Consider the following 13,066-nt stretch of genomic DNA (forward strand, 5'->3'; position numbering starts at 1 on the left):
ATTTTTGATTGCCCTTACGTTAATGATGTATTTAACAATAGGCTTAAAGTCGCGTTTAAAATAATAGTAAAAAAGTCAGATGGCGCTCATATAAAGCATTACGCAAAATAAAAATTTAAATATCGGTGAATTAACCTTAATCTTTTTACTAGACCTGTGATCGAATTGAAAAATTTCGGCGTAATGGTATGTGAAGGGTTTGAAAGTGGCTTTAGTTTACTAAAGCGCACATTGGAATACCCCCCTTCACCATGAAATTGTAGTTAGATAGTTATAATGATAAAGGTGCATTACTTAAGCCCAATGCACCTTTACTTTATAAACCGAATACTTTGAGTATTCTTATATTTTTAACTAGTTGAATTAAATTAAGTATTTGTTCATAAAGATTCAGTTAGTATGAAGTTGTTCTCCTGTGAATCCCTACGACATATTGTTGTTTTAAGCAGTTTTTGCCAGCTCACCTTGAGCTGGTTTTTTTTTGCCTATTTTTACTCAAATTACCTGGGCATGGTAATATGCTCACGCTTTACCATATTATTCTAAGCTCACTAGGCTAAAAAATTCTTACAACTATTGCTCCTATCTAAATTAGGTCAATTTTAATCCACAAAGAACAACACGCCCTAGTGCCATTAAGCCCTGCATGTTAAAGTTATTACAGTAATTAATTTAATTAGGCGTACCAATGCGTTATTACCTATCTGTACTTTTTGTTTGTTTAACTTTGTTTTCGGGCATAGTGAACTCTGCTGAAAAGCAACCAGCTTCACCTACAGCACAACAAGAGCAACAAGCTCTTCAACAACTCAAAGAGCCTATGTATAAGCCGCTAATGGAACGTTACATATTAGATGAGCTAAAAGCAGTTAGGCAAGATCAGCAAAAGCTTCGTGAAGATGTAACTAAGCAGGTTACTCATGCGCAGCTTGATACTGCCGATCGCGCATTAACGTACACTACAGATACCATTAATAATGTGTTTTTTATAATTACCGCTACGGCGTCGATTTTAGTTTTAGTGGGTTGGAACTCGTTGCGCGATGTTAAAAACAAAGTAGAAGATATTGTAAATACGCGTGTGAGTGTAATTACAGACGAGTATGAAGACCGATTAAAAATTCTTGAAGAAAAACTACGCGTTCGCTCAGAAGAAATACTCAGCAACCAAGAGCGTATATCGGTGACTAACGAAGTTCATTCGTTGTGGATGCGCGCAAACCTAGAAAGTGATTTTGCGAACAAAATTGAAATTTTTGATGAAATACTCAATCGCAAACCTGAAGATGTTGAAGCCATTGCTTATAAAGCCGATGCACTACTAGAAATTAATGAAACAGCACAAGCCATTGAGCTGTGTAATCAAGCCATTGATATAGATAGTGACTATGGTTATGCCTATTGGCAACGAGCCTGTGCTTATGCACTAACACATAAGCATGCTGATGCCTTAGCCGATATTAAAATGGCACTTGAATACTCTCCAAACTTACGTAATGAATTATTACATGAGAGCGCATTTGCAAGCCTGCATGACAACGACAGCTTTAATACGATAGTGGCTGGTGAAGTTGTTTAAGCACTCAGAATTTGGCCTGTATGATTAGGCGCAACACCATAAAAAAGGGCCTTGGCCCTTTTTTGTTTTTAAAGGTAAAGTTTGTTGTGTAATTAGAAGCTTAACTGCGCTCTACAAACTCAGCTCTAGCGTAGAGCTAAGATCAAAAGTGATTAATTGACAAAGAGGTTTAGAGACGCTGCGCTTTTAGAGAAGAGCTTAGAAGTTAAAATAATAAAAACAATCAGAAACTGTGCTTCTAACATGAGCAACAAGTCATACTCTAAACTTGGTATAAACACAGCTATTCGCGCAGGTTACAAGCTTTTAAAGCAACGCTTGTACTTTTATAATGCCGAGTCAGCATTGGTTTTGCTCTTCTCATTTGCTCCTCCTTTTCTTCTCTGCGTGCATATTGTTTTTTAGGGCTGTTATACACAAATAGGTTTAGAGATGCTGCGCTTTTAGAGTAGTTAGCTTAAGTGCTTCTCGCGCGAGCAAGCTTAGTGCCTACCTGAGAAACTTACACTCAGCAGTTTAATTTACCTGTAGACGCGCTGCTTGCAGGCGTTTAAAAACGTAGTTTTTAGGATGGTTGAATTAAATGCTACCCATTTTCTTCAGGCATAAAAAAAGCCGCATAAAATGCGGCTTTGGAGGTTAGTCTCACTTCACTTTGGGCGTGTCTCCAAAACTTAGTGAATACGTTACCAAGGAACTGTTATGTATTATTTAAGCTATTGACTCTAATGCAATTTTAACCATTTCGTTAAACGTGCTTTGACGCTCATCAGCAGGTGTTGCTTCACCGGTGATTACGTGGTCACTTACTGTAAATAATGCCATTGCATTTGCGCCGTATTCAGCTGCAACGCCATATAAACCGGCTGTTTCCATATCTACTGCTAGCATGCCTAACTTGTCTAAGTCTTTATAGAACGAGTCGTCTGCTTGGTAGAAAGTGTCGGTTGTAAATACGTTACCTACTTTTGCCTCTATTCCTAGCTCTTTAGCGGCGTTTACACCGTTTAAAAGTAGGTCAAAGTTAGCAATAGCAGCAAAATCGTAGCCACGAACACGTGCTCGGTTTACGTTTGAATCTGTGCTTGCACCTTGTGCAAAAATTACGTCACGGATTTTGATATCTGTGCCAATACCACCACACGTACCAATACGTATAATATTTTTAACGCCAAAGCTTACAATTAGCTCACGTGCATAAATAGACATTGATGGAATGCCCATGCCTGAACCCATGATGCTTACTGGCTTACCTTTGTAAGTACCAGTGAAACCGTACATGTTACGAACACCTGTAACTTGTACTGCATCATCTAAAAAGTTTTCAGCAATATATTGCGCACGTAGCGGATCGCCTGGCATTAATACTGTTTCGGCGAAATCACCAACGTTTGCACTGATATGCGGAGTACTCATTAATTGTTTTCCTTTTTATTTGGCGTTGTTAGCTCATTTAAAAAGCTGTCGCCGTAATCAAGCGCAGATAAGTTAAACCACTGTGCCAGTGTTTGACCGATATCTGCAAAGCTGTTGCGTTCACCTAGTGGTGTGTTACTCATACCTGGTTTATATGCAATAACCGGTACGTATTCGCGAGTGTGCTCAGAACCTGGAAAGGTTGGGTCACAACCGTGATCTGCAGTGATCATTAATATGTCATCTGCGTTTAACTGCTTTAGTATAGTTGGTAAATAGTCATCAAATTCTTTTAATGCTTTTGCATAACCTACTGGGTTACGGCGATGACCAAATTTTTCATCAAAATCAACTAGGTTAGTAAAGATTAAGCTATGATCTGGTGCGCTTTTCATTACTTCGCTGGTTTTTTCTAGCAAGTTCATAAGCCCAGGTGCTTTATGCTTTTGGGTTATGCCCTGATGCGCGTAAATATCTGAAATTTTACCAATACTAATTACTTCGCCGCCGTCTTTTGCTAACACATCTAGCAATGTTGGTGCTGGCGGAAGCACTGAATAGTCGCGACGATTACCTGTGCGGGCAAAGTCTTGGCTATTTGAACCCAAAAATGGCCGCGCAATCACTCGTCCTATATTCATTTCATCAAGTAGCGCCCGTGCGATTTCGCAAACTTGATAAAGCTTCTCTAGGCCGAATGACTCTTCATGCGCGGCTATTTGAAACACGCTATCAGCTGAGGTGTAACAGATTGGTTTACCTGTTTTTACGTGCTCTTCACCTAGCTGTTCTAAAATGGTTGTTCCCGATGCATGGCAGTTGCCTAAAATGCCAGGGATACCAGTACGAGCTATAAACTCGTCTATAAATTCTTGTGGGAAACTTGGCTGTGTTTTTGGGAAATATCCCCAATCAAATAACACAGGTACTCCTGCCATTTCCCAATGACCTGATGGCGTGTCTTTTCCGCTAGATAATTCTTTAGCGTAACCCCATGCTCCTTGAGAAGCTTGGCGGTCTGAAATTAAACACGGTTCTCCACCGGCAGCTTCACATGCATCCACTAACCCAAGTTTTGATAGGTTAGGAAGCGATAATGCAGCGCCTGTTTCGTCGTAATATGCTTTTAGTAAGTGAGCGAATGTATTAGCCCCAAGATCGCCGAATTTATCTGCATCTGGTGCTGCACCGATTCCTAGGCTATCTGCCATTAAGATAATTGCTCTTGCCATTTTGACCTCACTTTGATTCTAGGTGGTTACTTTATCCGCTGATCGATTTTTCCGTACAGGACAAAAGTCCTGTTTCATAAAACCTAAACATTATAAATTTGCATTCTTAAGCGAAGCAAAAGAGATTAATCGTGTCTTTTTTGCTATTGTGATCTACCAACAATATATCCTTCTGTGTGGGTGAGAACTTTAGTGACACGAACTACTATTATAGCTATTGCAGGCGCGTCTGCGTCGGGCAAATCTCTTTTTAGCCAAACTATATACAATGAATTGGTTAATGAGCTTGAACCAGGCGCTATCGCCATTATTGAAGAAGATGCTTACTACAAGGATCAGTCGCATTTACCGATGGCGCATCGTACGCAAACGAATTACGACCATCCTGATGCATTTGAACATGCGTTAATGCTTGAGCATTTAACACAGCTTCGTAGTGGAAATTCAGTTGAAGTACCAACGTATGATTATGCACAGCATACACGTAGCGAGAAAACTCGCCGAGTGCCTGCTGCTAAAATACTCATTGTTGAAGGTATTTTATTATTGAGTGACAAAGCGCTTAATAAAGAATTTGATATTAAGGTGTTTATAGATACGCCTTTAGATATTTGCTTAATGCGTCGTATGCAACGTGATATGGAGCAACGAGGCAGAACATTACAATCTGTTGTTGAGCAGTATCAAGCAACTGTTAGACCGATGTTTTATCAATTTATTGAGCCTTCTAAGCATAACGCAGATTTAGTTGTGACTCGAGGCGGTATGAACCGCGTTGCGATTGATATAATAAAAAGTAAGATAAAATATTTACTACAAGAATAACAACGGGAAACATTTGTATGACAACATTTATGAGCTTAGTGGGCATGTGTGTGCTACTAAGCATTGCCTTTGCGGCATCAACTAATCGCAAGGCAATTAATTTAAGAACCGTTGGTATAGCATTTGCGATGCAAGTTGTTATTGGCGGTTTTGTCCTGTTTTTTGAAGCAGGAAAAAATGTGTTAACGAGCATGTCAGCAGCCGTATCGTCGGTTATTGGTTATGCAAACGACGGTATTGGGTTTTTGTTTGGCCCACTTGCCTCACAAGACACATTAGGTTTTATTTTTGCGATTCAAGTTTTGCCCGTTATCGTGTTTTTCTCAGCACTTGTTGCTGTGTTGTATCACCTTGGCATTATGGATTGGATAATTAGGATTTTAGGCGGCGGTTTACAAAAATTATTGAAAACCTCTCGCACAGAATCGCTTTCAGCGACAGCAAATATTTTTGTTGGCCAAACTGAAGCACCGCTAATAGTTAAGCCATTTATAGCAACAATGACTAAATCGGAATTGTTTGCAGTGATGGTAGGTGGCTTAGCCACTGTGGCAGGCTCTGTAATGGCCGGTTACGTTATTATTGGCGTAGATCTTAAGTATTTAATAGCAGCGAGCTTTATGGCTGCTCCAGGTGGTTTTTTAATGGCCAAGATGATTGTGCCAGAAACTGAAACGCCTAAAGATAACTTAGCTGATTTAGATTTAGATGACGAAGATAAGCCTGTAAATGTAATTGATGCAGCTGCATCAGGTGCAGCAAACGGTATGCATTTAGCACTTAATGTAGGTGCAATGTTACTTGCTTTTGTAGCGCTAATTGCACTACTAAACGGTTTATTAGGTGGTATTGGTGGGTGGTTTGATTACCCAACATTAACGCTTCAAGAAATATTAGGTTATGTATTTGCTCCTGTTGCATGGTTACTAGGTGTGCCATGGGATGAAGCAATTATAGCCGGCAGCTTTATTGGTCAAAAGATAGTAGTGAACGAGTTTGTTGCTTACTTAGACTTTATAAATTATCGCGATACGTTAAGCGCGCACACACAAGCAATTGTTACTTTTGCTCTATGTGGCTTTGCTAACTTATCATCGATAGCCATTTTACTAGGTGGGTTAGGCGGTATGGCGCCTAGTCGGCGGAAGGATATCGCACGCTTAGGGCTCAGAGCAGTGTTAGCAGGATCTATGGCTAACCTTATGAGCGCAGCAATTGCTGGGTTTTTCCTCTCGCTAGCTTAGAAACTTATTGAGATGAACACCGGTGTTGCAAAACAAGAGGATAGCGCTTTAAGGGGTTAAAGCTCTATCTGACTTGAACGATACTTCACCAAGGGCCGCAAGGCCCTTTTATCGTTTTAGGCCTTCCACATTTATACACTCCCCCACCTTTAAGCTATTTAACCTTATTTATGGTTATATATAACTCAAATAAACCAATATCTTAGTAACAAAGTCACATAAATATTTTTTGTGTTTTTCGTATTTTCAGCCACACTTATATTACTTAAGCTAACCGACTAACGATCCGCTATTGTGAAATATATTCTTTATTCTCTTTTTTTAATTTGCTCTGTGTATGTTCAAGCAAAAGAACCCATCCTTGTTGTTACAGAGTTAGCACCGCCAAACCAGGTGTTGATTGATGGTGAGGTAGCAGGTGAAGGTACTCAATTTATTAGAGATATATTTGCTGAGGCTGATCTAACACCTAACATTCAAATGTACCCTTGGGCACGTGCTTATAAAATTGCAGATGAGCTTAAAAATACCTTTATATACAGCCTTGCACGCACTGTAGAGCGAGAAGACAAATTTTATTGGATAGGACCTGTCGGACGTTTTGAACTAGGCTTTATTGGCCTATCAGAGCGAGATGATCTTATTATAAACACTACTGAACAAGCCAAAGTGTACAAAATTGCTATGCAGCGCAATGATTTTTCAACACAAACCCTCGCAAAACTGGGGTTTGAAGTTGTTTTAACCTCTGATATTCAAAAGTCATACTCTTTACTACTCGCTAAAAAAGTAGATTTAATTGTAGACGATCCTTTATATATGCAGCAGATGAGTGATTATCTAAAGCTCAAACCAGCACACTTAAAGTTTATTTATAAAATAGATGAGCTAACAATTGATGCTTATTTAGCTGCGAATAAAAAAACAGATATGCATTTAATAGAATCACTGCAAGCTGCATTTTTAAAAATAAAGCAAAAGAAAGGGCTGCCTTACTGGTACTAACATTAGCGCTTATAACGTTTTTTATAAGCCGAAAAGTTATCCTTCTTTTTAAGCTTTTCAAACTCCCTATTAAAACGCTCTACAATGTAATTGGGTACTGATTTATTAAACGCGATGTAGTTACCTGCTATCTCAGGTAATGGTAATTCCTGCAGCCTAACGACATCGTCTTCACTATACCCAAAAGGCGAAGTTGATAACCAATGGTGTATTCAGAGCCTAAAATCAAATCTATTTTACTATTTAAAAACAAGTGCATATATTGCTTTTCATCACCTATGGACAAAAGGTTTTTACCTGCTTCAAACCCTACTTTTTTAATTATGGATTCGTAAATATCCCCTCTTACGATAGCAAGTGAAAACTGCTTTGCTTCATTTAAGCTATTCATTTTTAACTGAGTATTTTTTTTAAGTTTATAAAAAAATGTTTCACTGGATGCCAAAGGCCCTACCCAATTAAAAATAGGCGTTCTTTGAGATGTTTTAGCGATAGAGATAATACCTGAATGCTTATCTTTTTGGGCTAGGCTGTAAGCACGTTTCCAAGGAAGTATTTTAAATTCACAGGTAATGTCTGACGCAATGCATACATCTTTTACAATATCGAGATTTATGCCAACAAGTTGACCCGCTTTGTTTTCAAAATTGTATGGCGAAAAGTGCTCAGTGTAGACCGTGAGCTTGAAACCTTCAGCCTGTGCGTAATGACTGATAAATATAAAAACAAGTATAAGGAAGGATTTAATGATAACGATACCTACTGATGAACTTACATTAATAATAGGTGCAGCTTAGGTTGAGTCAAATTTCAGACACAAAAAAAGCGCCTTAAGCGCTTTTTTTCATTTTACTTAAAAAGTAAAATTATACAGCTGTGATGTTATCAGCTTGTGGACCTTTTTGACCTTGTGAAAGAGTGAACTCTACACGTTGGCCTTCAGCTAAAGTTTTGAAACCTTCGCTTTTGATTGCTGAGAAATGTGCGAAAACGTCTGGGCCATTTTCTTGCTCGATGAAACCAAAACCTTTAGACTCGTTGAACCACTTAACTGTACCTGATACGATGTTAGACATTGTAATATCCTGATATAAAATAAAAAATATGCTCATAAGAGCGGGTGTAGCAAAAAATGAGATGGTACTTTAAAAACTTCAGGACGGTACTACAAGTATTACTTATACAACATCGAAATGGAGATTTATAGCTTACATGCTTTCTTTCTAGCTGCAGCCCACTATATAGATTTTTTAAAATATGTCAAGTACCTATCTATAATCAGAGTGATAACAACCAAAACAGCTTTTATTTATTATTAAAATTCAAATTCTAATGCGAGCCTAAAACTATGATTTTTTTCTGATTGGCTTATCTCAGTGATAAAACCCGCTTCCCATTTTAACTGCTTTTGTCCATCAAAACGCTGCAAACCTATAAACCCAGGCCCTATGCCAACAAAGTCTTCTCCTACGTACACCTCAATAGATGGCTGAAAAGCAGAACGATAGCGATAGCGATATTGCGCTCTAAACTCGCTTTCCCATTCATTTTGTATATCCTGCCCCCACTCGTAAACCAAAAAAGCATTCATAGTTAAGCTTGTTTTGCCAAACTCTTTTTCGATCACAAAACCCGAAGTTGCTTCATACACATCTTCATTATGTTTTTTTTCAAGCTCAAATAATGCCCCCCAATCAGCCCATAATTTACCTTGCTCAATTAATTGCCAGCGTAGTTCAAGCTCATAAGCTTCTAAACCAAAGTCGCCGTTGTCATCTCGCTCACCAACTAAATAGCCTTCTAGTGCCATTGTATCGTTAATAGCACCGCCACCACCCAAACGCTGCGCTAGTATGTTGCCACTATCTGTTTGGTGCGACACTAACCGCCATTCAAACTCTCGCTCAAAAGGTAAAACATAGGGGTGATATACCTTATCAACAACAATTCCATCGGCCTTTGCTGGGGTTGAAAGTACCAACAAACAAAAAACGGTAAAGCTAAGCGCTAAATATAGGTTGAGTGCTTTCATACACGTTCCTTAGAAATTGAAGCCGAAATAACATAACAAAGTGATAAAAATATCACGCTACTTGTACTATATATAAGTACACTCATTAGATCCGGGGTAGCCTCGTAACCAACCAGGGCGCGCAGTACGCGCCCGAGTTCAGAGTTTTCGCTTAAAACATCGCGTAAATCCCACACGGTTGCGGTGTTGGTAATTAAGTCTATTTGGCTTGCCAAATCCAGTGCAACTAATAACTTAGCCGCGCTGTTAAAAGCAAGCAAAGTAAAAAGCGGATACATACCAAAGCGGTGCTTAATTGCATTCATTAAAAAGTACAGCAATACGCTAAAACTTAAACAAATTCCAACACCTAATAAAGTGCCAATAAATAAGCTTTGCCCTGCATCATTACTTTGCCAAAAACTGGTGAGGTAAATAATATAGTGGCTTAAATACAATGTTATTGTGCTTATAACAGCAATATAAAAAGCCGCTGATTTTTGTTTTATTGCAAATACTAATACGGCTATAAATATAGTAATACATAGCCCTATTTGTGAGTACTCTAGCCCTTGGTGTTCAAACCACTGGCTCACCCATGATGCACTTTGCATGTACATAAACGACATGAGCGCGCCAATTAGTAAAGCAGATCCTATTTTTAAAGCGCTTTGTTTTTTAACTACTTGTAGTAGCACTAATAAAATAGCCACAGGTAGCAATTGATTAAGGCTCATGACTAAACTAGTTATTAGCATGCTTCGCCTCCTCATCACCAACTATTACAACGCCCCTTGCTGTATTGGGCGAAAACTCACCAAAAAATTCGTAATACCCTTTACTAAGCGGCCCTATATAAATAATGCTTTTACGGTTTGGGTAGAGTACTTTTTCTCTGTTTAGATCAAAGCTATCAAACTCTTCTGGTGTGCTATCTTGGTTTTCTATCAATAGTTTTACTTTTTTATTCGCGGGAATGGTAATTTGCGAGGGATAAAACAAATGATCTTTTAAAATAATAAGGTACTCTTTACTCGCCGCATTGAACGACAAAAATAGCAAACAACAAAGGCACCGATTAAATAAACGTTTAGTCACTTTTCACTCCTGTAAAAGTAACCTTAACGGTTAGTCCGCCTAAAGGGCTATTCGCTAAATGAATAGTTGCGCCATAAATAGCAATTATGTGTTGAACAATCGCCATACCTAAACCGGCACCTTGCTCGCCTGATGGATGCTGATCGCCACCTACGCGATAAAAACGATTGAATATTCGCTCTTTTTGCTCTTCAGTCATACCCGCACCAGAATCATCAATTTGCCAACTAAAGCCGTTATTACTTGATACTAATTTAATTATAATTTGACCATTTTTGGGTGTGTACTTTATGGCGTTGCTAAGTAAATTAGCGATGAGTGTGGTTAATGTAAACTCATCACCATTAATAATAAAGTCATCGCCTTCAAGACTAATGGTTTGGTTTTTTTCATCTATTTTGTCGTATTGCTCCGATACGACTTGCTGAGTAATCGTTAGTAATGATTGTTCGCTAAACTGCCTCTGCCATTGTTCAGGCTGGGTGCGCCCTAAAATTAGCATTTGTTCAACAATATTACTTAAACGATTAATGCCCTGCGACATAGCTTGTAATTCTTGATGGTCTTGCAGATTACTTTGTTTATTAGCCAAATTATGTACATTAATTTTTAAACTACTAAGTGGAGTACGTAATTCGTGAGCTGCATCTGAGGCAAAAAAGCGCTCCCGTAAGTAGGCTGTTTCTACGCGTTTAAATAAGTCGTTTAAACGATTAATAACAGGTTTAATTTCTTCGTCAGTTACTTGCCAGTTAATTGGCGTAAAGTCGTTAGCTTGGCGAGACGCCAACTGCTTAGATAATCGAGTAAGAGGGGCTAATGCGTATTTAACAAAAAAGCTAATAAAAATAGCAAGCAGAGGGACTGCCCATAGCATAGGTAACATTGCAGATAAAATAACGGCTTCAGCTAATTCAAAACGCTTTGCCATAGGTTCAGCAACGATGATTTTACGGGTGTTTTTACTCATCACAAATACCCGCATACGCTGCCCTGCTACATTGGCCGTTTGAAAGCCCTCGCTAAAACTAATTTGGTTATTCGTTAAACTCGATGAGCCACTAAGTAAATTATTATTTTGCCAAATTTGATACAACAACTGAGCGCTATTATTACTTACTTGTACTGCATCTGTGCTTAGTGCCAATGGTTGCTCAATTAAAACGCCAGCTACTATTTTAAGTTCATCATCAAGCAAACTTTCGCCGTGGTGCATACTTTTTTGATAGCCTTTTACTAATGCTAAAAAGCAAGTTAGCACCATCATTGAAAGTAAAATTAAGGTCAGACGTTTACGAATAGACATTTTCAACCTCGAAAAACAAATACACTCTAACGCTTACCAACCACGTAGCCAATGCCACGTAAGGTTTTAATAAAATCACTAGGGAATTTTTTACGAAGATGATGAATATGCACCTCTATGGCATTAGAGCCAACTTCTTCACCCCATTGGTAAAGTTTGTTTTCGAGTTGTTGTTTTGATTGTACCCTTCCCTGATTTTCCATCAGCGCTTTTAAAAGCATGTATTCTCTTCGCGGTAGCGTAAGTGACTGCCCACTTAGTTTAACTGTATGAGCAGAGGTATCCATTACTACATCACCACAGCGCAATAAGCTTGACTGAGTTTGGTTAATGCGCCGGCTTGCTACACGTAATCGAGCAAATAACTCAGCAGGGTCAAACGGCTTTGCAAGGTAATCATCTGCCCCCATATCGAGCCCTTGGACTTTGTCGTCAATACTGCCGCGAGCAGTTAAAATAACCACAGGAATAACTTTTTTTTGCGCTTTAATATGCTTTAAAACTTGCGAGCCGTCGCCATCAGGCAATCCTAAATCGAGAATAACAAGCTCAATCTCACCACTAGAAAGGCACTCTAAGGCGTGCTTTACTGTGCCACTGTGCTCTACGCTGTAGCCCTCTTGGCGCAAAGAGCGAATAAGCCCTTGCGCCACTAAATGATCGTCCTCAACGAGTAATAAATGCATTATCTGTTTATCTTTTTAATTTTTTATCTACTTTTGCCAATAGCTGACTTATTGCTTGTTGACGATATTTATCTGCTTTTGCCCGAGTATCACGAATCCCAGCAGCTTGTGCTACAACTAGTCGCACTTTAGCTTGTTTATAATCGCCTTCGTCATACAAGTATTCACCGTATAAGTAATTAGTATCAATGCCTTCGAGATTAAAAGCGAGCGCTTGTTTAAATAATTTTTCAGCTTTGTCGTCATCACCAAAACCAATTGGCCAACCAGGTACTTTGCTATAAAGCGTTGCAAGGCTTGCGTAAGCTGAGCCATTTAATGCAGTGCCATCAATCGAGAGTGCATTTTCGAGTGACGCTTTTGCTTCTTTTGCTAAACCAAGTGCGCCCAAGCCCCCTTTTGCGCCAGCAAAGCTGGCTAACACAATGCCATTCCAAATATGTGTTTGCGCTGAGCTTGGATAGTTTTTAACAAATAATGCGCTTTGCTCACTTAGTTGCGTAAACGCGTCTATTTGCGCATCGCCTTCAAGTTCGTAATTAGCAATTGCCCACTTTTGTTGAATATCGGTTAAGTCTTGCGCTTCATCTGCGTGTACTGCAGTTGCAAATACAGAGGTTAGTATTAAATAAAATGCGAGTGTAAATTTATACATAATTTTGCC

Annotated in this window: 14 protein-coding genes and 1 pseudogene; 4 read left to right on the plus strand and 11 right to left on the minus strand. The window is 38.9% G+C overall.

Annotated elements, in window-relative coordinates; genetic code table 11:
* Positions 1-688: 688 nt before the first annotated feature.
* On the plus strand, positions 689-1,579 hold the full coding sequence (locus H5161_RS02790) for a TPR end-of-group domain-containing protein (protein WP_002959108.1): 891 nt from the start codon (positions 689-691) through the stop codon (positions 1,577-1,579).
* Positions 1,580-2,290: 711 nt separating this feature from the next.
* On the opposite strand, the gene deoD is transcribed toward H5161_RS02790, so the two are convergent.
* Together deoD and H5161_RS02800 are read right to left on the minus strand one after the other, a co-directional pair.
* Positions 2,291-2,995: a purine-nucleoside phosphorylase gene (deoD, locus tag H5161_RS02795; protein ID WP_024596283.1), complete on the minus strand. Its 705-nt coding sequence runs from the start codon at positions 2,993-2,995 to the stop codon at positions 2,291-2,293.
* Entirely contained in the window at positions 2,995-4,227 is a 1,233-nt protein-coding gene (locus H5161_RS02800; RefSeq protein ID WP_024596282.1) for a phosphopentomutase, read from the minus strand. The genes deoD and H5161_RS02800 overlap by 1 nt, the downstream gene beginning before the upstream one ends.
* A gap of 192 nt (positions 4,228-4,419) precedes the next feature.
* Here H5161_RS02800 and udk point away from each other — a divergent pair, with 192 nt between their 5' ends.
* From udk to H5161_RS02815, 3 genes are all read left to right on the plus strand, one after another.
* Complete coding sequence (udk, locus tag H5161_RS02805) at positions 4,420-5,052, plus strand: uridine kinase (RefSeq protein WP_024596281.1); 633 nt, start codon at positions 4,420-4,422, stop codon at positions 5,050-5,052.
* A gap of 17 nt (positions 5,053-5,069) precedes the next feature.
* Positions 5,070-6,296, plus strand: a complete 1,227-nt coding sequence (locus H5161_RS02810) for a NupC/NupG family nucleoside CNT transporter (protein ID WP_039488805.1) — start codon at positions 5,070-5,072, stop codon at positions 6,294-6,296.
* Positions 6,297-6,590: 294 nt separating this feature from the next.
* A complete protein-coding gene (locus tag H5161_RS02815) occupies positions 6,591-7,301 on the plus strand; it encodes an ABC transporter substrate-binding protein (RefSeq protein ID WP_080945063.1) in 711 nt (236 codons plus the stop codon).
* A 127-nt stretch (positions 7,302-7,428) separates the two neighbouring features.
* Here the strand turns inward: H5161_RS02815 and H5161_RS20285 are convergent, their stop codons facing one another.
* From H5161_RS20285 to H5161_RS02855, 9 genes and pseudogenes are all read right to left on the minus strand, one after another.
* Positions 7,429-7,692 carry a hypothetical protein gene (locus H5161_RS20285; RefSeq protein WP_404936160.1) on the minus strand — a complete coding sequence of 88 codons (264 nt, stop codon included), beginning with the start codon at positions 7,690-7,692 and terminating at the stop codon, positions 7,429-7,431.
* Between the two features lie 69 nt (positions 7,693-7,761).
* Positions 7,762-8,085, minus strand: a pseudogene (locus tag H5161_RS20290) (transporter substrate-binding domain-containing protein); the annotation flags it as partial.
* Positions 8,086-8,167: 82 nt separating this feature from the next.
* On the minus strand, positions 8,168-8,377 hold the full coding sequence (locus H5161_RS02825) for a cold-shock protein (RefSeq protein WP_002959120.1): 210 nt from the start codon (positions 8,375-8,377) through the stop codon (positions 8,168-8,170).
* Between the two features lie 239 nt (positions 8,378-8,616).
* Positions 8,617-9,333: a hypothetical protein gene (locus H5161_RS02830; RefSeq protein WP_002959122.1), complete on the minus strand. Its 717-nt coding sequence runs from the start codon at positions 9,331-9,333 to the stop codon at positions 8,617-8,619.
* Positions 9,330-10,070 (minus strand): iron transporter, encoded by a 741-nt coding sequence (locus H5161_RS02835; protein WP_138490155.1) that lies wholly within the window; start codon positions 10,068-10,070, stop codon positions 9,330-9,332. Before H5161_RS02835 ends, H5161_RS02830 begins: the two co-directional genes overlap by 4 nt.
* Positions 10,057-10,410, minus strand: a complete 354-nt coding sequence (locus H5161_RS02840; RefSeq protein ID WP_024605197.1) for a cupredoxin domain-containing protein — start codon at positions 10,408-10,410, stop codon at positions 10,057-10,059. Before H5161_RS02840 ends, H5161_RS02835 begins: the two co-directional genes overlap by 14 nt.
* Positions 10,403-11,716, minus strand: coding sequence for an ATP-binding protein (locus H5161_RS02845; RefSeq protein ID WP_165723806.1), 1,314 nt, complete (start codon positions 11,714-11,716; stop codon positions 10,403-10,405). Before H5161_RS02845 ends, H5161_RS02840 begins: the two co-directional genes overlap by 8 nt.
* 26 nt (positions 11,717-11,742) lie before the next feature.
* On the minus strand, positions 11,743-12,402 hold the full coding sequence (locus tag H5161_RS02850; protein WP_024595841.1) for a response regulator transcription factor: 660 nt from the start codon (positions 12,400-12,402) through the stop codon (positions 11,743-11,745).
* Between the two features lie 7 nt (positions 12,403-12,409).
* Positions 12,410-13,057 (minus strand): hypothetical protein, encoded by a 648-nt coding sequence (locus H5161_RS02855; protein WP_182768638.1) that lies wholly within the window; start codon positions 13,055-13,057, stop codon positions 12,410-12,412.
* Between the last annotated feature and the right edge of the window lie 9 nt (positions 13,058-13,066).

Source organism: Pseudoalteromonas sp. SG43-5, assembly GCF_014164345.1.
Classification (GTDB): Bacteria; Pseudomonadota; Gammaproteobacteria; order Enterobacterales; family Alteromonadaceae; genus Pseudoalteromonas; species Pseudoalteromonas distincta.

Bases quoted from the DNA above. Each gene is read 5' to 3' on its own strand.
- H5161_RS20285 (WP_404936160.1), bottom strand. From the start codon at position 7,692: ATGAATAGCTTAAATGAAGCAAAGCAGTTTTCACTTGCTATCGTAAGA.
- H5161_RS02810 (WP_039488805.1), top strand. From the start codon at position 5,070: ATGACAACATTTATGAGCTTAGTGGGCATGTGTGTGCTACTAAGCATT.
- H5161_RS02830 (WP_002959122.1), bottom strand. From the start codon at position 9,333: ATGAAAGCACTCAACCTATATTTAGCGCTTAGCTTTACCGTTTTTTGT.
- H5161_RS02835 (WP_138490155.1), bottom strand. From the start codon at position 10,070: ATGCTAATAACTAGTTTAGTCATGAGCCTTAATCAATTGCTACCTGTG.
- H5161_RS02800 (WP_024596282.1), bottom strand. From the start codon at position 4,227: ATGGCAAGAGCAATTATCTTAATGGCAGATAGCCTAGGAATCGGTGCA.
- H5161_RS02825 (WP_002959120.1), bottom strand. From the start codon at position 8,377: ATGTCTAACATCGTATCAGGTACAGTTAAGTGGTTCAACGAGTCTAAA.
- deoD (WP_024596283.1), bottom strand. From the start codon at position 2,995: ATGAGTACTCCGCATATCAGTGCAAACGTTGGTGATTTCGCCGAAACA.
- H5161_RS02855 (WP_182768638.1), bottom strand. From the start codon at position 13,057: ATGTATAAATTTACACTCGCATTTTATTTAATACTAACCTCTGTATTT.
- H5161_RS02845 (WP_165723806.1), bottom strand. From the start codon at position 11,716: ATGTCTATTCGTAAACGTCTGACCTTAATTTTACTTTCAATGATGGTG.
- H5161_RS02850 (WP_024595841.1), bottom strand. From the start codon at position 12,402: ATGCATTTATTACTCGTTGAGGACGATCATTTAGTGGCGCAAGGGCTT.
- H5161_RS02790 (WP_002959108.1), top strand. From the start codon at position 689: ATGCGTTATTACCTATCTGTACTTTTTGTTTGTTTAACTTTGTTTTCG.